The organism is Pseudocalidococcus azoricus BACA0444 (genome assembly GCF_031729055.1).
Taxonomy (GTDB): Bacteria; Cyanobacteriota; Cyanobacteriia; order Thermosynechococcales; family Thermosynechococcaceae; genus Pseudocalidococcus; species Pseudocalidococcus azoricus.
In genome coordinates this window covers 21,245-41,741 of sequence record NZ_JAVMIP010000001.1, presented here as the reverse complement: position 1 = coordinate 41,741, position 20,497 = coordinate 21,245, and the positions used below count along the sequence as shown (strand labels likewise).

General features: G+C 45.4%; 20 protein-coding genes and 1 pseudogene. 16 read left to right on the top strand and 5 right to left on the bottom strand.

Features of this window, described 5'->3' with window-relative positions:
* Positions 1 to 58 precede the first annotated feature (58 nt).
* The 16 genes and pseudogenes from RIF25_RS00185 (at position 59) to RIF25_RS00120 (ending at position 14,216) form a co-directional block, all read left to right on the top strand.
* Positions 59 to 1,348, top strand: coding sequence for a hypothetical protein (locus RIF25_RS00185; RefSeq protein WP_322876551.1), 1,290 nt, complete (start codon positions 59 to 61; stop codon positions 1,346 to 1,348).
* Positions 1,345 to 2,613 (top strand): lipopolysaccharide biosynthesis protein, encoded by a 1,269-nt coding sequence (locus RIF25_RS00180; protein ID WP_322876550.1) that lies wholly within the window; start codon positions 1,345 to 1,347, stop codon positions 2,611 to 2,613. The genes RIF25_RS00185 and RIF25_RS00180 overlap by 4 nt, the downstream gene beginning before the upstream one ends.
* Before the next feature lie 299 nt (positions 2,614 to 2,912).
* Positions 2,913 to 3,653: a beta-1,6-N-acetylglucosaminyltransferase gene (locus RIF25_RS00175; RefSeq protein ID WP_322876549.1), complete on the top strand. Its 741-nt coding sequence runs from the start codon at positions 2,913 to 2,915 to the stop codon at positions 3,651 to 3,653.
* Positions 3,654 to 3,988: 335 nt separating this feature from the next.
* The gene (locus RIF25_RS00170) at positions 3,989 to 4,378 is read left to right on the top strand and encodes a Rid family hydrolase (protein ID WP_322876548.1); all 390 of its coding nucleotides are present in this window, start codon (positions 3,989 to 3,991) and stop codon (positions 4,376 to 4,378) included.
* Between the two features lie 339 nt (positions 4,379 to 4,717).
* Positions 4,718 to 6,382 carry a hypothetical protein gene (locus RIF25_RS00165; RefSeq protein WP_322876547.1) on the top strand — a complete coding sequence of 555 codons (1,665 nt, stop codon included), beginning with the start codon at positions 4,718 to 4,720 and terminating at the stop codon, positions 6,380 to 6,382.
* Positions 6,383 to 6,428: 46 nt separating this feature from the next.
* Complete coding sequence (locus tag RIF25_RS00160; protein ID WP_322876546.1) at positions 6,429 to 6,923, top strand: DUF2721 domain-containing protein; 495 nt, start codon at positions 6,429 to 6,431, stop codon at positions 6,921 to 6,923.
* A gap of 181 nt (positions 6,924 to 7,104) precedes the next feature.
* Entirely contained in the window at positions 7,105 to 8,097 is a 993-nt protein-coding gene (locus tag RIF25_RS00155) for a hypothetical protein (RefSeq protein WP_322876545.1), read from the top strand.
* A gap of 257 nt (positions 8,098 to 8,354) precedes the next feature.
* Positions 8,355 to 9,101: a hypothetical protein gene (locus RIF25_RS00150; protein WP_322876544.1), complete on the top strand. Its 747-nt coding sequence runs from the start codon at positions 8,355 to 8,357 to the stop codon at positions 9,099 to 9,101.
* 485 nt (positions 9,102 to 9,586) lie between these two features.
* A complete protein-coding gene (gene mazE, locus RIF25_RS00145; protein ID WP_322876543.1) occupies positions 9,587 to 9,811 on the top strand; it encodes a type II toxin-antitoxin system MazE family antitoxin in 225 nt (74 codons plus the stop codon).
* Positions 9,804 to 10,184 (top strand): type II toxin-antitoxin system PemK/MazF family toxin, encoded by a 381-nt coding sequence (locus tag RIF25_RS00140; RefSeq protein ID WP_322876542.1) that lies wholly within the window; start codon positions 9,804 to 9,806, stop codon positions 10,182 to 10,184. The genes mazE and RIF25_RS00140 overlap by 8 nt, the downstream gene beginning before the upstream one ends.
* A gap of 185 nt (positions 10,185 to 10,369) precedes the next feature.
* Positions 10,370 to 10,606 (top strand): hypothetical protein, encoded by a 237-nt coding sequence (locus tag RIF25_RS00135; RefSeq protein WP_322876541.1) that lies wholly within the window; start codon positions 10,370 to 10,372, stop codon positions 10,604 to 10,606.
* Positions 10,606 to 10,689 (top strand): annotated as a pseudogene (locus RIF25_RS17005) (type II toxin-antitoxin system PemK/MazF family toxin); the annotation flags it as partial. The gene RIF25_RS00135 and the pseudogene RIF25_RS17005, both read left to right, overlap by 1 nt.
* A gap of 32 nt (positions 10,690 to 10,721) precedes the next feature.
* Complete coding sequence (locus RIF25_RS00130; RefSeq protein ID WP_322876540.1) at positions 10,722 to 11,162, top strand: putative toxin-antitoxin system toxin component, PIN family; 441 nt, start codon at positions 10,722 to 10,724, stop codon at positions 11,160 to 11,162.
* Complete coding sequence (locus tag RIF25_RS17000; RefSeq protein ID WP_407682262.1) at positions 11,159 to 11,404, top strand: toxin-antitoxin system HicB family antitoxin; 246 nt, start codon at positions 11,159 to 11,161, stop codon at positions 11,402 to 11,404. Before RIF25_RS00130 ends, RIF25_RS17000 begins: the two co-directional genes overlap by 4 nt.
* A gap of 184 nt (positions 11,405 to 11,588) precedes the next feature.
* On the top strand, positions 11,589 to 12,806 hold the full coding sequence (locus RIF25_RS00125) for an ABC transporter permease (protein WP_322876539.1): 1,218 nt from the start codon (positions 11,589 to 11,591) through the stop codon (positions 12,804 to 12,806).
* Between the two features lie 9 nt (positions 12,807 to 12,815).
* A complete protein-coding gene (locus RIF25_RS00120; protein ID WP_322876538.1) occupies positions 12,816 to 14,216 on the top strand; it encodes an ABC transporter ATP-binding protein in 1,401 nt (466 codons plus the stop codon).
* Positions 14,217 to 14,381: 165 nt separating this feature from the next.
* Here the strand turns inward: RIF25_RS00120 and RIF25_RS00115 are convergent, their stop codons facing one another.
* The 5 genes from RIF25_RS00115 to RIF25_RS00095 form a co-directional block, all read right to left on the bottom strand.
* Positions 14,382 to 15,368, bottom strand: a complete 987-nt coding sequence (locus RIF25_RS00115) for a glycosyltransferase family 4 protein (RefSeq protein WP_322876537.1) — start codon at positions 15,366 to 15,368, stop codon at positions 14,382 to 14,384.
* Between the two features lie 13 nt (positions 15,369 to 15,381).
* Positions 15,382 to 16,716, bottom strand: a complete 1,335-nt coding sequence (locus RIF25_RS00110; protein ID WP_322876536.1) for a GumC family protein — start codon at positions 16,714 to 16,716, stop codon at positions 15,382 to 15,384.
* A gap of 142 nt (positions 16,717 to 16,858) precedes the next feature.
* Complete coding sequence (locus tag RIF25_RS00105) at positions 16,859 to 17,983, bottom strand: polysaccharide biosynthesis/export family protein (protein ID WP_322876535.1); 1,125 nt, start codon at positions 17,981 to 17,983, stop codon at positions 16,859 to 16,861.
* Between the two features lie 269 nt (positions 17,984 to 18,252).
* A complete protein-coding gene (gene pdxA, locus RIF25_RS00100; RefSeq protein ID WP_407682274.1) occupies positions 18,253 to 19,278 on the bottom strand; it encodes a 4-hydroxythreonine-4-phosphate dehydrogenase PdxA in 1,026 nt (341 codons plus the stop codon).
* A 3-nt stretch (positions 19,279 to 19,281) separates the two neighbouring features.
* Positions 19,282 to 20,301, bottom strand: coding sequence for a 30S ribosomal protein S1 (locus tag RIF25_RS00095; protein WP_407682273.1), 1,020 nt, complete (start codon positions 20,299 to 20,301; stop codon positions 19,282 to 19,284).
* Positions 20,302 to 20,497 lie beyond the last annotated feature (196 nt).

Genomic DNA, 20,497 nt, shown 5'->3' with positions numbered 1-20,497 from the left:
GAATGTTTGAATTAAGTTTATATTTTCTAAATCACTTTATTCTAGGTCAGTTACTCTCATGCGTCCCTGTAATTTTGAAGAGAACGTGGTCTGGTACACCATTCTTGGTACCTATCTCTTCTACTTTATGGGCATTCTCTATTTTGTTCCTACCCTAGTGACTTGGGGCTTGACGCTGTATTTAGGTAAAAAGCTGTGGCAGCAAACCGATTCTACGCCAGCCGATGAGCGGATTAGGATTCCCTGGATCATCTGGGCCTGGTTAGCCGCAATGTTCGCGATGCTGGTTAGCCTCGTCATGGCCCATGTTGATTTTGATCTTGGAACCGCCACGCTGCTGAAATCAACGTTGGGATGGGCTAGGGGGTGGGCCTTGTGGGCCTTATTACCTCTGCTGGGCTGTTTGTCCATTCGGCCCCAACTCATTTATCGGGCCATTTGTATGCTGGGCTTGCAGTCCCTGGTGATATTTCCTGTTTTCGTGGTTGGTTTTTTACTCCGCTTGCCTGATCCACTTTATACCGTGCCCTGGAATGTGTTTGGCGGCCCGATTGGAGCGTTTCAAATCAGCTTTTACACCATTGATCCTGAAAATCGGCTGATTCGGATTGGCCTGTTTGCCCCTTGGGCAGCGGCGATTGGCTATGTTAGCAGTGTCTTTTTCCCCCTCAGTTTGGCGGAAACAAACCGATGGTGGCGATCTATTGGCATAGCGGCGGCCGTTCTCATGGCAGTCATTTCCGGCTCTCGTTTAGCGGTGTTGGCTCTACCGGCGACTTGGTTGTTAACCCAAATTCTCTCACGACTTTCACGGCCATCCGTTCTAATCGGGTTGTCAGGTGCGAGTCTTGGGGCTGGCCTGGCTGCTCCTCAACTTATTAATTTAGTCCAGAACTTTATCGCCCAATTTAGAAGTTTTCGCTCCTCCTCCAGTGATCTTAGAGCTACCTTAGATAACATTGCACTCCAACGCTGGCCGGAGGCTTTATGGACGGGGCATGGCATTGTTGAGCGAGGGCCAAAATTGGTGCAATTTATGCCGATTGGCTCCCATAATACCTGGGTAGGTTTGCTATTTGTGAAAGGACTGGTCGGCTTTCTCTCCCTTTGTTTAGCGATGGTGGCTACCTTTGGCGTATTAGTGTTTAAGGCACAAAATATCTTCCTAGCCCGAGTGGCTCTGCATCTTTTTTTAGCTCTGTTCCTCAATACCTTTGGTGACAGTATCGAGGTCACGGTTTATTTAGTTTGGCCTGGGTTATTGTTCCTGGGTCTGGCCTATAAGGCATCGGAGGAGCAACCGCAAAAGCCCGAGTTAGCAACCCTCCTGGAAGTGGCCCCATCTTGAACACGTTACTTTTGAAATTGAAGCAAAAACTTTCTAGTCAATTTATTCGGAATATTGGCTGGTTAGGTGCTGCTCAAGTATTAATTCGAATTTTCCGGCTCGGAACGACGATTACAACCGCCAGACTTTTAAGCCCAGAAGATTTTGGCCTGGTGGCTATTGTCCTCTCTCTTGATCAATTTATTGTTGCCTTTAGCCAGTTTGGGATTAGTGAAAAGTTAGCCCAGGTGGAAGAAGAATTATTAGAAGACTATTGTCATACGGTCTTTTGGCTAGGATGGTTGATCAATATTAGTCTTTGCCTCATACAATGCTTACTAGCTTTTCCCCTGGCTCACTTCTATGGTGATCCTCGCTTAGTTTTGCCGATTTTTATTCTTTCTATTACTTATTTGATTCGAGCCAACTCGATTGTCCAAGGGGGATTGGTTCTACGAGAAAATAGATTGAATGTGTTTGCGATTAGTGATGCCGTTGGGAATATAGCAACTAACTTAATGACTATAGTTCTGGCCCTTTTAGGAGCAGGTTACTGGTCACTTCTGATCCCACAGGTCTTGCTAGCCCCTCTCTGGGTCATCATCATTAACAAAAGTCGGCCATGGCAACTGAAACAGGGCTTTAGTATTCCATATGTTAAGGACGTATTTAATTTTGGATATAATATTTTTGGCTTACAAGTCCTTTCGACATTGAGGGGCAATATAGATAACCTCCTCATTGGTAGATTTCTCGGCATTGAGGCTTTGGGAATGTACTATTTTGCCTTCAACTCTGGCCTGGGGATTAGTCTCAGTCTGTTGGGCATCTTTAATACGGCTTTATACCCTCACCTCTGTGCGGCCCAAGGTCAGATCACTGAGTTAAAGGCACGGTATTTGGAGGGGTTAAAAACCATTGCCTTGGTCGCTTTCCCGTTGATTCTATTGCAATCGAGCCTTGCACATTTTTATATCCCAATTATTTTTGGGCAGAAGTGGATTCCTGCTATCCCAATTGTGGTGCTTATTTGCTTGTCAGCCTTACCCAGACCCTTTGCCGATGCCGCATCCCGACTACTTTGGGCTGTGGGAAAACCGAATATTGATCTGGGTTGGAGTGTCATTTTCTCAATCATTCTGACAATTAGTATTGTTCTCGGATTACCCGCAGGAATTATCGGCGTAGCCACCTCCGTCTTACTGGCTTGCATCATATTTTTACCCCTGTTTACCCTCTGGGCCAGCCACTATGTTTTTAAGTCCTCTCGAGTCTCTCAAGCCTGATATAGCAATTTCACCTGTTTTTAGAACTCTTTGAGGTGATCAATCTAGTAATGTCAATTTCATTCACGTCAGAAGTCAATTAGGATTTTTATATGCCAGTGGTCTGTTATTTACTACAAACTCATAATAATCCTGATCAAATTCATCGACTGGTAAATGCAATTATTTCCACTAGCTCCAGGCCATGGGTCTTAATTTGCCATGATCCCCGCTTTTGTAACTTGGATGTTAAACGGTTTAAACAACTTGGACAAGTAGAGGTGATTTGGGCTGAGGGGGGCCGGGGAGATTTCAAAATTGTGCGGAGTTATTTAGACGCAATTGGCTGGTTGTTGCAAAATAAAATTGACTTTGATTGGTTAGTTAACTTATCAGGCCAAGATTACCCAACTCAACCTCTTTCCTACTTAGAGCAACGCCTAGAATCTAGTCCCTATGATGGCTACATGGAGTATTTTCCAGTTGATAAGACTCACCCCTGGATCGGGTTTAGTGGAGAGGATCGCTACTTTTATCAGTATTTGAGATTAATCCCAAACCTTAATCCTCTAATTCGAGGAATAATAAGCCCTTTCAAGACGATTATTAATGTGAGTCAACCTTTAGTTCGTCTGAACCTTTCCTATGGGTTGATGCTGGGCTTAAAGGCTCGATCTACACCCTTTAATGACACCTTTAGTTGCTATGGAGGTTCTTTTTTTAAGACACTCTCTCGGGCCTGTGCGGAATATCTCTACAATCATTCGCTTGATCATCCTGAGTTGGTTAGTTATTACGAACAGACAGTTATTCCTGATGAATCTTATATCCAAACTGTTCTAGTGAATAGCAATTTATTTAAAATCTGTAATAATAATCATCTCTATGTAGATTTTTCTGATTCTATTCGCCATGGTCGCCCACGCATTCTCACTAGTGAGGATTATCCTTGTCTGTTGACTCATGAAGTTTTCTTTGCACGTAAGTTTGACCCTGCTGTGGATACAAAAATTCTAGATCAATTGGATCAACGTATTTTCACAACTAACTCTTCGGAATAGATAGATAGAAAAAATCAGGGAAGATATTTTGCAATAATCTAGCAGTTTTATGTGAAATATAAACACTAAATTCAGCATACTAAAGATGCAAAATAGTAAATGTAAATATGAATAACTTCTGGGTGTCTGGTTACAAGGCAATAACTGTTCAATGCCGATGTGGTAACTCCTTGATTCTGTCTTGATTGTGCGATTTCTTTTTTTAACTGTTCTTAGAACATCGTTTCTCTGGTTTTTATAGTATAGAGAAATATTCTACATATTCTGTTCTAAGCTAAGACTACTATAGACTTATACCAGCAATTGACGACTATATTATATTTTGGAGATATTTCATGAAAGAAGTCATTTCAGTGAGTCATATCCTGCCCTATGAACCCTATGGCTTTACCAACTGTGTCCGTTACGGCGATACGCTTTACCTCTCGGGTATTAGTGGGCTAAATGTAGATGGTTCCCTGGCAGGCCTGGATATTGAGTCTCAAACTTGGAAGACCTATGAAAACATTGAGATCATTCTCCAAGCAGCAGGTTCGGGCCTGGAGCAAATCCTGCAAATGACTAGCTTTATTGTGAATTTGGCCGACAACGGCTCAATTTATGTTGCAACTAGGAAGAAAATTCTAGCATCACCAGCCTATACCAGTGCCACCATTGGTGTCGCAGCTCTAATGATTCCCGGACTTCTTTTGGAAGTTCAATGTATTGCCGGAATCACTAAGTAGGTTATTTAGAGTTTAGTATTTTGATCCAGATAAATCGTTGAGGTGGTGGTTGATGTCACCGTAGAGGTTGCTTGCCTGGAGAGCATATTTATCTAGCTTATTTGTAGAGCTTTGCTGCACCCCCGGTAGGTGAAGGCCAACGTTCGGAGATGACACGCCCTAGCATCAATCTTCAAGAAATTAATTTGAAATACTTTTACGCATTTTTTTCAAAAAACCTTAAGCGGCTTTTGGTAATCATTGCAATTTATAAAGTCATAATGCCATGGCTGTTTGAGTGAGTTACCCTAGGCATAAAGAAAATATTGACTAGATTACAAAATCAAACTCATGGGGAATATGGTGAGTATGGAAGAGCAACTGCAACCAGAGCAAGTAAATACCGATGCATCAGTTTCCCCAACTCCCCCCCAGCCAGCCGCGCTCAATCGGCGTTCACTGTTGCAAATTGCCGCCACCAGTGTTTTAGGAGTGGGGTTAGCTCGGCCGGCCTTGGCCGCAGAAACAACGCCAACATTGCCCCCCCAAGGAGTTGCCCTGGAACCGGGATATAGCCCCAATCAACCGATCCACCGCAAAGTCTCCAATATTGATGACTACCTGTTTCGCTTGCCCAATGGGGATGTTATTGGGGATTATATTCTCCTCTGTCCCCAAAAAATGGGCGGTGGCACGCACGCGCTGGACTTAAAAACAGGCACGGTCATGGCTTCGATTTGGTACTGGAACTATGGCGACTATTGCCCAATTTCCCACCACATCCAGGCCTTTCCCTCGAGTAATCCCTATGAAGGCTTTGAGTTTATCAACAGTTGTCAGGGGGGGAAAGATGCCTTGATCTTTGGCATTCCCACGCCAATGTCGGAACCCGCCGAGGGCTTCAATATGTATAAGGTCAAATATGACGGCAATATGATGGTTCTGGAAGATAATGTGGCGGCCAGTACGGGCCTGGGCCTGGGAGTCCACACCACGATTAAACCAGATGATGCCCAATCCTACTGGATTACGGATGGTCAAAAGGATATTGCGGCCTGGTTTGATCGGGGCAGTTCCCAAGTTAAGGTGGCCCTGAAATATGATTGGGTGCCTAATGTGCCGGAGCTTGACCAGGCCTGGCGACAAGGGGGAACGCTAAAAGTTCGGCGGATTTATCCCGATGCCACGACTGGCTTGTTTGATTACCAAGGGACTAAGGGGCTGAAAATTGACTGGGAAATGGTGCCGTCGGGGGAATTGCTGGTAGAAGAAGGACAAATTCCTGGCCAAGATGTTTTGGGGCTATGTGGGGCAGATGGGACAATTTGGCATCCTTCCGGACGCTGGGCGGCGACCTTAATTCGCTTATGTGGGGGCCTGGTGGTGCTGGATGCCCAGAAAAATATGGAGCCAGTCACCTTCTGCTCGTTTAATTCCCAAACCCCGGATCATTACCCGGTCACCAAAACCGATAAAGACACCTGGGAAATCAAACTAGATCAAGTCGGGTCTCCAGGCCATGAATCTGGATTTTCACCGGATGGCAAGTATTTCTGCTTTATGAACAATGGGCGGGAAAATGCTTTGGGTGTCTTTGACAGTAGCGACCCAGATCCGAAGAAATGGAAAAAGTTTGCCGAAATCCGGGATCCCCTGTGGTATGGCCGCTATCCCGAACCCTTCCACATGGTGTTTACGCCCGATGCCAAAAAACTGTATCTGGTGATTCTCTATCCGGCCCCAGCCAAGTCGGGGGTCATGGTCATTGATACGGAAACCTGGAAAATCCGCAAAGAAATCCAAAATATTGCCCCGGATGTGGAAAGTATTACGATTACCCCAGATGGTCGCTATGTAGTCGGGATTACAGGGGGCTTTCAACGCTATCGCAGCATGGTCTATTTCATTGATACCCGTACCGATGAGTTAGTTGGGTTTATGCCCAGCCCTGGCGGTCATCATGATCTCAGCCTAGTGCCCCGTTCTGTGGATGAGTTACGGTGGTCTCGCTCTTGTATGTTGTAGGCCACAGTGCGCCCAAAGCTCTAGATAAACCGAGTGAGCCATCGTTATGGATGTCAGTGCCACCCGTACCTTAGTCATCATTCAAGACCTGCTGGCCCCAATGGTAATGTTGATGTCCCAGGCCCTATTTCTCTTGGGTTTAAGTGGGCGGCGGGCGTTGCTGTTTAACAATATCAGTGCCTTGGAGCAAAAGCAGATCGGGTTACAAGCGCATATTTCGGATCCGGGTAAGCACAAGGCCTGGCAACCCCAACTCGAACGGTTAACCCATTTGCTCCAAGCTCGTAATCGCTATGTTCTCTATTCGGTCTGGAGCCATATTGCTGCGATTGTCTGTTTTGTCTTGACTTCTTTAGCGATTGGTCTCAATCTTTATACCCCCAACCCCTTGATCCAAGATTTAACCTGGAGTGTGTTTGTGGCGGGCCTGGTGTTTACAGTGCTGGGCCTGGTGGCGCTGGGGGTGGATGAATGGCTATCCCACTGCATGATTGGGGTGTATCTCATGATTGCGCTTCTGGTCGTTTCCCCCGGAGACTAATTATCCTGGCAGAGGATACTGTGTTGAGGTTTCCTGCTTTTTAGTCCCTATAGGGTACTTAGGAAGAAACTTGACATTCAGCCTAAACACCTTAATAGTTCTTTTAGACGGAAACTTTCTGTCTAATTCATAGTTAGGTGTTAGACTCACTGAGTTAATTGCACTTCAGGATAGACAATCTATGTCTGATCCCTCGACTCAAAGAATAATTCTTCCTGAAAATCGATTTGCCAAGCAGAAACAACTCATTGAAGGACTAGTTGGTTCAGATAAACTTCAAGAACTGTACAATCGACCAAGAATAGAACACCCACTCAAGAATTACATTGATATTTGTAATTTGATGATTGACCAGAATGAGTTGATTCATCTTCAAAATAATTTGGATAAAATTCCGTTGATCCTAACTGTCTCTCTTGATAGCTATATCGTCTCAAAATGCAGCTCAGGGGAAGGCCAGAATCTAAGCCTTGGCAATTTTGAGAATTATGGAAATGATGGAGTTGTGAAAAGAATTAAAAATAGAATCCTCAATCCCAACGATTTTCCATCATTGATGGCAGAGTTTTTCTGTGCAGCACGATTTACTAGTTATCCTGGAAGAGTAATTACTGCACTTTCTGAGAGTGAGCAAAGAGGTGAAAAAACTCCAGACTTTTTGTTAACTATTGAGGGATTAGATAAAGGTATTGCTTTTGATTGTAAGAGAATTCGATCTAGATCACAAGACAGAGCTATCGGGGATAGAATTACTGATGCCAATCGTCAAATAAGATCATACTCTAATAGGCAAGGTGAAGTCTATGGAGTTGCATTAATTGATGTATCAGAAAAGCTAAGACAGCATATAAATAACTTCAATGCCTTCCATGGGAAACTAAATGAACTAAAAGAAATAGCTCGTAATCAAATAAGAAACCAGAATACCTCCTTAAGTGGTGTATTGCTTGTATGGGATCATTTTAATTGCGCAGATACATTAGAGGAAATTATAGAACTCTATTCAGCACTTAATATTTCAACAGAAGGCAGTTTGCCAGAAAAACTTTTACTATTTATAAGATCAGGTGAATTTATACCGCATGACGCACCAAATCATCAAATACCTTCAGATTTCGTACATAAGCTTTTTAATAATTGGGGCATGACAACTTGTGTAGACTTTTATAATTGATTACCACTCTAATGAGTTTGTGTCATCATGCTAGTTTATGTTTTAACCTGAGCTATGCAAAGGAAACCTAACACGTTGGTGCAGCGGACGGCACAGGGAGCTCTCGCAGGTGGCCTATTTTTTCTGCCGCCGCTGACCATTTTCGTTATACAGTTTGTCCAATGGCTTAGACGGTAGCCAAATTTGTCGGTTACTGCTAAAGTCAAAACTTAATTTAGTGCTTGACGTGAATGAAGAAATTAAGATTTTATCAATGGTTGAACGAAGTTGAAAATGTTATTTCTTCCTCCGTTCACAGTTGCAATCCAAGAGCGTGGAATGAAGACCATATCAGCTACACCTGGCTTCAAGGCATAACACAAAACTTTCGAGATGTTACTATCACTGACATTCCTAGTTGTTTCTCGATGGCATGGGATGCTTACAAAGCTGATGGAGTTTTGGAAGAAGATCATGGCGATATAGCCATACTCATAAGGCTCACCTTTCCCAAGCAAAAATCACTGACTGGTGTAGCATTCCTTGAAGCAAAACGAAGGTATACGAGTGGGGGATATACAAAATTAAATTGGAAGCAGCTTGAATATCAGTCGTCAAAAGTCTCCAATCATCAGATACTACTCTACGATAATCAACCTACAGATGCCTGCGTGATAAATTTATTAAAACAAGGATTTTGTCATCTTTGCTTTTCAATTCCTTATCAATCTACTCAAGCCATTGTTGTTCCAACTCCTCATGTCTTAGCTCTTAGGAGTCGAGCAAAAAAGATAAATTCGCTGGGACTTCCACTAGCTTATAAAATTTGCTGTCGTTATCTTCAGGGTTTAGACTTGGATTTTTCAAGCCAATTGGTCTCAGATGTTCAGTCTGGTGTGCTAGACGGAGTAAAGTATTTATTGGTTGCGCATGTTGCTCAAGGAGATACTGATGAACCTACTACACAAAGTATCGAAATTAATAGAGAACGCTATAGGAGGCTTCCATACAATGACAGAAATTAATAGTTGATACCATATAAAAAACTGTCGAAGATGTTTAGTTCACTAATAAAACGTAATGATCTTTTTAATTACTGCCCACGCCATCAGGGCTGTTTCTTATCTTACCGACTAAAGGTAAAAGTCAGACTATGTTGGAAATTAGCTAATTGCTTTTAGAGAATGATTCTCTATAAACTTGAAGCTGTATTCGATGGGACAGCCCTTCAACCCAAAGCACCCTTAAACCTAGCCGCAGGGACAAGGGTAAGAATTATCATTGAGACTGTTTCACCCAATGAAATTAAACCCTCTCAAACGTTTCTTAAAACTGCTCAATCCTTAAAATTACAGGGTGCTCCAGACTGGTCAGATAAAGTTAATCAATAATTTGTATAAAGAAACTGTTTCCAATAACTAATAGCCCATGGAATATAATTGACTACCAACGTAGGATTAGTTAGTATGACAGTAAAATCCTACCAGCTCACTGTGGCTGGCTTACAGCCATGAGCAAGAAAGTCAGCATAACCTTGGATGACGACATTCTCGATTTTGTAGATCGGCTCGCCAGCAACCGTAGCAGCTTTATCAATGCTGTCCTTTCGCAAGAGAAGAGAAGGATTTTGATGAAAGAGCTAGAAGAGGCTTATAAGGATCAGGCTAATAACCCAGAGTTACAGGAAGAAATCTCGGCCTGGGATGTTGCCGTCGGTGATGGTTTAAATGCCTAACGGAAACTTAACCTACAAGCGAGGAGAAATATGGTGGGTTGATCTGAAACCTGTTCTTGGTCATGAAACCGATAAAGAGCGCCCTTGTCTAATTTTGCAAAATGATATCGGCAACCAAAATGGTTCAACAACAATCGTTGCGCCCTTGTTGCCAGGAACAAAGACTTATCCGTTTGTTGTGAATATTGCACCAACTCCGCAGAATGGACTCGATAGAGATCGGCACATTAACTTAAGTCAAATGAGGGCTGTAGATGCTCAGAGAATTAAGAATAAACAGGGTGTTTTAGAAGACGTTTATTGGGCAGAAATCGAGAAAGCAGTGTGTATTGAACTGGGTTTCAGTTCAGCGTTTAAGTCCTTTGCAATATAGTTATTTCTGCCAAAAATGAGACATTATCCCTCCGAGAGACTACGCCAACAAAACAACTGCCTATAAGGGTTTCAAGTCTTTTAGTGTTTAACTCCTAAGCGAAATCACTATATAGTCTCCTTGTTCTTGCAGCTCTGGTATGACTGAGGTATAACCAAACTGTAGGACTTTAAGCTAAGCTCACTATGAAAACTGCAATTTCACTTCCAGATTCAATCTTTGAAGAGGCCGAAGCACTTGCTCTGCAGTTAGGATTGTCGCGCAGTGAGCTTTATGCAAAAGCACTACAGGCATACCTGAAAAAGCATAACCGCGATCAAATCTTGCACCAATTGAATCAGGTTTACGCTACAGAATCCTCTGAACTTGATCCAGTGATGGCAAGGATACAGTTTATGTCTTTGCCCCACGAGGATTGGTAATGGTTCGGGGAGAAATTTGGTGGGCAAACCTACCCGATCCAGTCCCTTCTGAACCTGGTTATCGCCGTCTAGTCTTCGTGATGTAGCATTGGTGGGTTCCTAATAAACGCCTCTGGTGCTGTCGCCAATACCCATCCCTCAAATTGTGATTGACACAAATGTAGTTATTGCTGGGCTACGTTCTAGAAACGGGAGTGCTTTTCGTCTGTTGAGCCTCGTTGGTAGCGAGCAGTTTAAGATCAATCTTTCTGTACCGCTAGTTCTGGAGTATGAAGAGGTTCTATTGCGGGAACTACCAAATTTGACTATTAATCTCGCAGACATACAAGATTTTCTTAATTTTCACTGTTCTGTTGCTTCCCATCACCAAATTTTCTTCCTTTGGCGACCTTTCCTGCCCGATCCAAAGGATGACATGGTGCTAGAACTGGCCGTTAAAGCGGGGTGTGATAGCGTAGTGACATACAATATCCGTGATTTTGTAGGCATTGAGCAGTTTGGGATTCGTGCCGTGACCCCGACAAACTTCCTTGAGTCTATTGGAGCACTGCCATGAGCACGTTAAGCATCCAGCTACCCGACTCCTTGTATAGAAGCTTGCAGAGACTTGCAGAGCAGGATGGAGTTTCCCTAGACCAATTTATTGCGCTGGCAGTTGCCGAAAAAATCTCAGCACTAACGACTGAGGGGTATTTGCAAGAGCGTGCAAGTCGTGGTGATCGAAGGAAATACGAGGCTGTGTTGGCTAAAGTCGCTGATGTTGAGCCAGAATTGCATGACCAGTTGCCGCCAGCATGATAACCCAAATCCAAGCCGACCGCCGGGAGGATGCCTGTGAGTATCAGAGATGATCCGCAGCAGGTGATTTGATCAGGAACGTGGATGACTCAGGGCAAGATAATTATTTCTAGTTCTGTACAGAAGAAATGTTGACACTTCACAGGTTTATTAATTTACATTTGGAAAGATGAACTGGCATGAGATGAGTAGAAATTGGATTTTCTTGCGGCTGGCTCTACAGAATCTGGGGCGGCGGAAAACAAGAACCCTGTTACTAATCGGGGCAGTGGCGGTGGCAACGGGGGCGATTTTTGCCGTTACAACCCTGTTATGGGGATCCCAAACCAGTATGACCGTCAGCTTTTCCCGTTTGGGTGCAGATCTGCTCGTAGTTCCCCAAAAGACGTTAGTGAATATTACCTCCGCCTTACTCACGGCTGCACCAACGGATTTAAGCCTCGACTCCAGCTTGGCTTCCCAAATTGCGTCCATACCCGGTGTGTCACAGGTAGCACCTCAATTGCTGCTGCGAACGGATCAATCGGGATATCACAGGCCAGGCACCATGGATCATTCCGTGGAGTTAATTGCCTTTGACCCAGGCCATGACTTTACGGTAAGACCCTGGTTAGTCGAACAGTTAGCGCGTCCATTCCAGGCCGGGGATGTGATTGTGGGCGGCGGTCATCCTGAGCAATTGAATCAGGAGATTTATCTCTATGGACAAAAGTTAATTGTTTATGGTCGCTTAGAACGCACAGGGGTGGGAACCCATGAACAGGCCTTGTTTGTTAATTTTGAAACGTTGCAGCACCTGGCAGAGGCAAGTCAAAGCGGAAATTATCCTCTCAATTTTTCACCAGGCCAGTATTCGGCCCTCTTGGTCAAACTCAAGCCCGGAGCCACATCCCAACAAGTCCAGTTTGCCATCCTAGCCCAGGCCCCCCAGGTCAAAGTCATTACGGCAGACGTAATTTTAACGACGGTGCGGCCAGGGCTAACGGCTTTGGTGCAGGGTATCTGGCTATTAATGGGGGCGATTCTGCTCGGACTGGCGTTGATGATCAGTGTGATTTTTAGTGCCATTGTCAGCGAACGGCAACAGGAATTGGGCCTCTTAGCCGCCATCGGGACAAAACCCAAGCAATTAATTGGCTTAGTCTTGCTGGAGGCCACACTCATGACCGGCGGTGGTGGACTGATCGGAACTGGCCTGGGCCTGGGGCTAATCCGCCTCTCACAACGCACCCTGATTTATGACTTAAACAGCCTTGGAGTCTCGTTTCTCTGGCCGGGAGCGTGGGCTATGGCAGAGTTAGGACTGAGTTGCATCCTCGGGGCGGCCTTGCTGGGTGGCCTGGGTGCTCTGGTGCCGGCCTGGAAAATTAGCTGCCATGATCCCTCTGAATTGTTCGGCTAACCTAAATGCATGACTGCTTTCACCCCGCTCCTAAACGCCCAAAACCTCAGTAAAACCTACACCACGGCCTGGGGAGTCGTTGATGCCGTTAAAGAGGTGAGTGTGTCGCTGTGGCCAGGCCAATTTACTGCTATTATTGGCCGCTCCGGGTCGGGCAAGTCGTCGCTGTTAGCCATGATCAGCGGCTTAAGTCGGCCAACTCGGGGCCTGGTAAAAATCCAGGACACCAATATCTGGGAGCTATCTGCTCAGCAACGGGCGGAAATGCGGAACCGCAGTTTTGGGTTTGTGTTTCAATTTGCCAGTCTGTTACCCACCTTACGAGCGATTGATAATGTTGCTTTGCCAGGATTAGTCGGAAACACAACTACTTCAACCCAGGCCTACGACCGAGCCGCCCTATTACTAGAGCAAGTGGGATTAGGACACCGTTGCCAAGCCTACCCAGGCCAATTATCGGGAGGGGAACAACGCCGGGTCGCCATTGCCAGAGCCTTAATGAATAACCCACCGTTATTGATGGCTGATGAACCCACAGGGGACTTAGACGAAACCACAGAACTAGAAATTATGGCCCTGTTGCTCCACCTCTGTCGGTCTCAGAACATCAGCTTGGTCATCGTCACCCACAATCTCAGCCTGACCCAATATGCCGATCAGGTGTTGCACTTAGATCAAGGCAAAATCACTGAGATAAAACAAGATCGGGAACTAGATCAAAAAACAGATCCCCTTCCTTTACCACCCTTAAAGCAACCGGAAGGATCACCGACGCAAGTACCCATATCCTTAGGGACAAATTTAGGCATTGATCGGCGAAAATTCCTCTGGTTGTTACCAATTTTTTCAGTGGCCTGGGGCCTGGATGCCGGCCTGGCCTGGTATCAACGACGGGTGGCAAGGGCTCAAAAACAAGCATTAGCTCAACTCGACCAGGCCAGTCATGGTTATCTCTATATTGATCTGCAAAATGTTGCCTACGAGCCGGATGGCCAGTCCTATCGCTTAACCCTCGTGATGCAAAACCTGGATCGAGAACATCCCCTCTATATCCAAATCCTACCCCTGCGAGCCTTTGTCCAAACTGGGTTTACCTGGCAAGAAATTCCCACTGATGTCCTCGGAGAATCAAGAAACAGCCTGATCAAACTCACAACTCAAGCCACTCTTGAAACGGTCTTTACCCCCAATGTGCCTCAACCCACAGAGTTAATTCCGGGGTATATGCATATTCGCATCGACACAGATTTATTAATTAGCCAGCGACCCCAGCCGGAGGATGACCTGATCCACCGCAGTGACCCCTATTATTTCTACCTCAAGCCCCATAACGCTGACGATGCCGAGATTCTCCGCCATAGCCACTACCCAGGCCCCCCGCCCATCTATATTTCCATGCCCCCCCATTAATTAAAGCTTTAGAGAAAATAAGATACGTCAGTTCGTTGCCGCAGTCTCGGGTTAAGCGCTGCATATTTCAGAGATGATCGAGAAAGTGCGCTCGAAGCTGGCCTCTTAAGATTGCTGATTTTCTGGGGCTTTAGAAAGATAGAGAATAGTGTAATTTTCCTCAGGTCATAAACTGTCCCATAAAAAAGTACTAAAGGCCTTGATATGGTTTTCCCACGCGTTTGTAACGGATGCCCGACCCTGATTTCCCCATTGAGCTAATTGGCTCGGAGATTGCTTTGTTAAGGATTGAAGTGCTGCGGCTAAGGATTCTATGTTGTCTGGCTGAACTAAAATTCCACAGCCATTCATTTGTTCACTCAAGCCATCAACATCGCTGACAATCACAGGCCGGGCCGCAGCTTTGGCTTCCACACAGGCCAGGCCCCAGGGTTCCCACCGTGATGGAATAACAATGGCCTGGCACGATGCCATCAAGCCTGGAATATCGGTTGTAGCTGGACTAATTTCAACATTCCTTAAGCCCTCAGCCAATCCGTGTAATTGTCCTGCATCTGGGCCATCACCGACTAAGTTGATTGTGATATTTAATTCCGGATATTTTTGCAGCGTCCTCAGTAAGATGTCAAACCCTTTCTGCTCTGCAAACCGACCATAGGCACCGACGTTCAAAGGTAATGTCCATGATTTCACAGGCAAGATATTCAATAAAGGCCTGAGATTGGGTATTGGAGGGAGGATATGCAGTTTTTCCGGTGCAACTAAATCATTCCTTAACATCCATTGACTCTGTCCTTGAGAAACAGCCACAACCCGATAGGCTAAACGATAGCTCAGTCTCAGCATCAAATGTAAACGAAACTTAGATGAAACCGTTTTTTCAAAGCCAGAGCAGTAATGATGATCAACAATAATCAGCTTAGTTTGTTGTCCAATCAAGCCTAAGAGTTTTGGCAATATCTGACGTGAGCAAGCACTGTGTAAAAGAACAAGCTGAGGACGAAATAAATTAAAGGCCGTTTCCAGTTGGGTAATTTCAGCAACTAAAAAGTTAAACTCGGTGATAAGGGACGATTGTTGCCAGTTTTGAATCAGTGTATTAATGCCCCCCAAGTTTAAATCTGTGACAATATGTAAAACTTTAGGTTTCATGGGCAAGAGATGATCATTGAGTTGCTTGAGCAGAAGTCATTGTGGTATTTTTTTTGATCTTAAACCAATAAAGTGTTAATCCAGCGATCAGTAACAGAGAACTACAAACAGCACCTAGTAGAGCTAACTTGGGATTTGGTGAGCTGGGTTCTTGCGGTAAAATCGGCGGAGTCAAGATCTGAACCTGAGGATAGTTAGCAAATATATTCGACTGTCCTAAATCATTTTGAGCCAATGTAGAGGAAAAAACGGCCTGGGCAATCTGTACCTCTCGCTGATAGCTCTCCAAAACAGCCTGCTTTTGGGCCAGAAGCCGTAGTCGCTGCTCCAGTTGTAGAATCTGTTGGCTCATTCCCTCGGCCTGGGCCGTTAACCCCTGCTGTTCTGCTTGCAAGGTAATTAACTTAGTAAAGAGAGCCTCTCGTCCTGCCCCCGGTGCTGTTTGACTAATATTAATGCGAGCCACTTGGTCGGGGGAAATCGGAAATCCAAGTAGGGCAATACTGCGCTGAATTAGGGCTTGACGAGCTTGTTTTTGTTTAGACATTTGGGTGGCAACCACGGGATGATTGGGGCCCCATTTTCCGAGTAAAACTGCGAGTTGGGCACTGCTTTGGCTGTAATCCCGTAAATTATCTTGAAACCGTTGATCCGCCTGAAGGACATAAGCAAAGTTTGCCTGTTGGGGGGATAGTCCGAGGGTTTTAGAGAGTTGGGCCTGCTGATTCGCAGCTTTTTGACGCTCCCCAATCGCTTCCGAGCGCAATCGCCTTAATTCTTCAATGTTGGTTGAAAGACTATTTAATTGATCTTCGGAACTGAGACCAGACTTGGACTTGTAGTTTGATAAATTCTTTTGGGCTATTTCCAGTCTAGTCCGGGCAGTTTTGAGTAATCCCTGTATTCCGACATCCTGTTGAGCAATGACTTTTGAGCGAAGGGTATTTAACTCTTGCGTAAATTGGTTATAGAGGGCCCATGCTTTTTCCTGAGCCTCTACAGGAGTGTTACCACTTAGTTCAACTTCGATGATGCTGGTGGTATCCAGGAGCTTAATTCGGGGCACACCAAAGCTCTGGGATGTCAAATTTTGACTTTTGGCAGCCGCATCAATGACCTGATTTCCCATGAGAATATATTTATAGTTAGCTCGAGGGTCAACCTGAACATTATTAAAGGGCGAAGTCGGCACGGTAGACGCTTGGCCAATATTGGGTAGAGAGACACTCACCCCTGGAGTACTGCCCGGCAAAATGAGAGATAGCTTACTGGTGTAACGTGCTGGCGACAGGAGTAGATAAAGTCCGGCAATCCCCCAAATTAAGGAGTTCCCAAGGACAAAAAACACAACATAACGCCACCAATGGGATTGGTTAGATGATTGATGAGAAATACCAGTTGATGCGAGAGTCGAAGCCATACGATTTCTTCTAGATTTGAGTGAATTGCTCAGGTGAGTCAGTTACATGGATTGGATGCATTTATCTATTTTATGGATTGATAATTGTGGTACTACTATTGCCACGAATTAAGTTATTGAGTAAATTAAAGGGCGATATGAGATTGCTGAGGAAACCCAAAACAGCACTGATATTTGTCACTGTTGAATCATAGCAAGCCACTGAGTCATAGGGCATTAAGAACGGATTATTTTCGTTGTCTGTAGAGTTACGGATCAAACTTTCTACGGAACGTTGCACATAGGTTGTTTTACCGGTGAGGCGATCCGTGCGGACAAGGACACCATATCTGAGGGCGTTAGTTGTTTGTGTTCCGCCCACGCAGTTTGCAAAAACAATGGCCTGGGAGAAACGAATCCCATAGGCGAAGCTGTTGTTCTGTGAACTCAGATTAGATGAGGCATTACTCGTTGCTGGGACAGTGAGGTTAGAAAGGTTCACGGCAATACCTGGGGGCGTAATCTGGCTGGGGCGCACATAGTCATTTTGAAATTCTGGTTTGGATGGGACAATAATTTGATCCCCAGCTACTAACGGGACATCTGTGATTTTTCCTCCCAAAAAAATAGGGGATAAATCTACGACGTTCTCTTGTCCATCCCGAATAATCCGGATATTCTGTAAATCTGCGTAGGGAGTAATGCCGCCCCCAGCTTGGAGTGCCGCAGTTAAATACCGATTGGGAGGATAGCTACCAGAGATGCGACTGGATGCCTGATCCGTTGCTTGAGCTTCGGCAGACAGTGAGTTAATCATTCGTTGCCCCGGCTCAAAAGTTGCTCCAGAAATGTTGATCAGAATTGGCCCCCATTGTCGAATAGCAACACTAACTTGGACAAATTTGGGATTGAATAGTCCAGCTTGAACTAAGGAGCGAGTGAGAATCTGCTCAACTTGGGCAATGTCGAGTCCGACTACCCGAATTGGCTGAAGATAGGGAATATTGATCGTGCCATCCAAGCTCACTTCATAAATTCCACTAAAGCCTTCTCCTTCACGAATCTGAACATTGAGACGATCCCCAGGAGAAAGGGGCATCCCAACTGGCTTACTGAAGTTAGAGGCCAGTGATGGCTGGACAAAGATACCAGTAGCAGGAATGGCTAAAAGGCTTAACAGGAAACTAATTACTTTATCTTTAAGTAAAACTGACATGAACTATCCTGAAACCTGGAAAGTTTCAAAAACACTAAGGAAATTATATGACTCTACTATCGTGACTTATGCAAATAGAAAATATTCTATCAGTACCTGCAAAATTTGGCGATTCGCAGCAATTCACTATACCATAAAATTTCTTAGTGGTCTTTCCCAGAACCATACTTTAACAGTGGTCAATCTTGTACTCCAACTTAACTAATCATTTTCAAGCTGGAGTCTAATGGGCGCAAAAAACAAGTCGCTGAATTCCGTCAGAGGTATTCTCAGAATGCTCTTTTTCGGCTTAAAGTTTTTGCCCAGGCCAAGGCCGCTTCCATACTTTCACTTCTGGCAATCCCACGACCCGCAATATCAAAGGCAGTGCCATGATCTGGGGAAGTGCGAATAAAGGGCAAGCCAAGGGTACAGTTCACGGCCTGGTCAAAAGCCAACATTTTTACTGGAATGAGTCCTTGGTCATGATAGAGGGCCAGGTAGGCATCATAAGCAGTTGGACATGGAAAATCCTGCCACCAGGCCAAGCCCGCTCCCACCCATAGCGTATCCGGTGGGACTAGACCCATTAACTCAACCTGTGGATATTTAACCTTCATTGACTCTAACCAGGTCTGCATCCATTCAACTTCCTCTCGTCCCAATTTGCCTTGTTCACCGCTGTGGGGATTTAAGCCAGCAATCGCGATCCGGGGAGTTTCCAGGCCAAAATCCTGTTTTAAGGTTTGAATCAGCAACTCCAGTTTTTGAGTTAATAAATCCGGGGTGAGGGCCTGGGGAACTTGGGCGAGGGGAATATGGGTTGTTGCCAGTAATGTTCTCAACACCCAACCCGTCTGGGGCGAGCGGCCAACAAAAAACATCCCTGTTGATTGACTTTGACTTTGGGTTGCTAAAACTTCTGTCTGGCCTGGGTAATCGTAGCCCGCCTGCTGCCAAATGGTCTTGCTAATCGGCCCAGTCACAATCCCAGAAACTTTACCAGACAAGGCTAACTGAATCGCCTGTTCCAGATAGGCAAAACTCGCCGCGCCAGTTTCAGGATTAGGTTGGCCGGGGGTGACATGAATAGCCGGGAATGAATCGAGAATATTAAGCTGGCCTGGGTCAAAACAGGCGCACCCTAAGGCGATTAATTGCTCATAGGTTTTATCTAAAACAGATTGACTCCCCACAACCACTAACTCGAAGCAGTCAAGAGAGCCAATTTGTTCTAGTGCAGCTAAGGCCTTGAGGATCACTTCCGGGCCAATCCCGGCCGGATCCCCCAGCGTAATCGCTAACCGAGATACCAGAGCCTAGGCCTCCTGTAGGGCAACTTCTTCTTCTATATCCTCTCCATCACCCGCATCAGTAGCAGAAACGGCCTCGTAGGATTCCTCACTAGCCTCTTCAACCACACCACCATTCAGGAGTGCTTCTTGTTGAGCCAGTTGTTGTTGCCGATATTTTTCAGCCATTTCTTCCGCTTTTTCATAGACCAGTTGCGGATTCTTGACCATATCCCCTGGTTCGGGTTCCAGTTGCTTGGTAGAAAGGGAAATCCGGCCCCGTTCCGCATCTAGGTCAATAATCATCACCTTGAGTTGGTCATTAACGTTAAAGACGCTGTGGGGCGTATCAATATGGTCATGGGAAATTTCGGAAATGTGCAGCAAGCCGCTCACACCGCCAATATCAATAAAGGCCCCATAGGGTTTGATGCCGCGCACCGTCCCAATCACGACTTCGCCCACTTCCAACTTGTTCATCTTCCGTTCAACCAAGGCCCGGCGATGACTGAGGACGAGGCGATTGCGCTCTTCATCCACTTCGAGGAACTTCAGGGGGAGTTCTTCACCGACTAATTCTTCTTTGTTCACCCGCGTACTGATGTGGGAGCCGGGAATAAAACCCCGTAACCCTTCAATCCGCACCAAGGCCCCACCCCGGTTGGTGGCAAAAACTTGGGAGCGCACGGTGGCATCTTCCGCTTGTAATTGCCGTACCCGTTCCCAGGCCCGCATATATTCAATCCGGCGAATTGAGAGGGTTAACTGCCCTTCTTCGTTTTCATCAGCCAGAATAAAAAATTCCCGCACTTCATTGGACTGCAACACCTCATCAGGGTTATCAATCCGGTTAATTGACATTTCTTGGATGGGAATGTAAGCAGCGGTTTTTGCGCCAATGTCAATCAGTGCGCCTTTGGGTTCAATGCTGAAGACCGTCCCTGCCACCACATCACCGGGATTGAAGTGGTAATCGTATTTATCTAAGAGGGCGGCAAAATCGGCGTGGGTAAACCCAATATCAATAACCTTTTCCTGATTGACCATGCGACTAATTTTTTGACTCCTTTGGGATAGGGGAAGTTGCAAAACAAAGGTATAGTTCAAAACCAAGTTAGTTTAAGTCAACCAACCGGCTAGTCCAGCCCAACATAGACTGAATGGATCTCTAATCTTAGCTTAGGCGGCATCCATTTACCAGGCCTGGATATTTTTATCCCCGCTGCCCAGCGATTGGGATTAT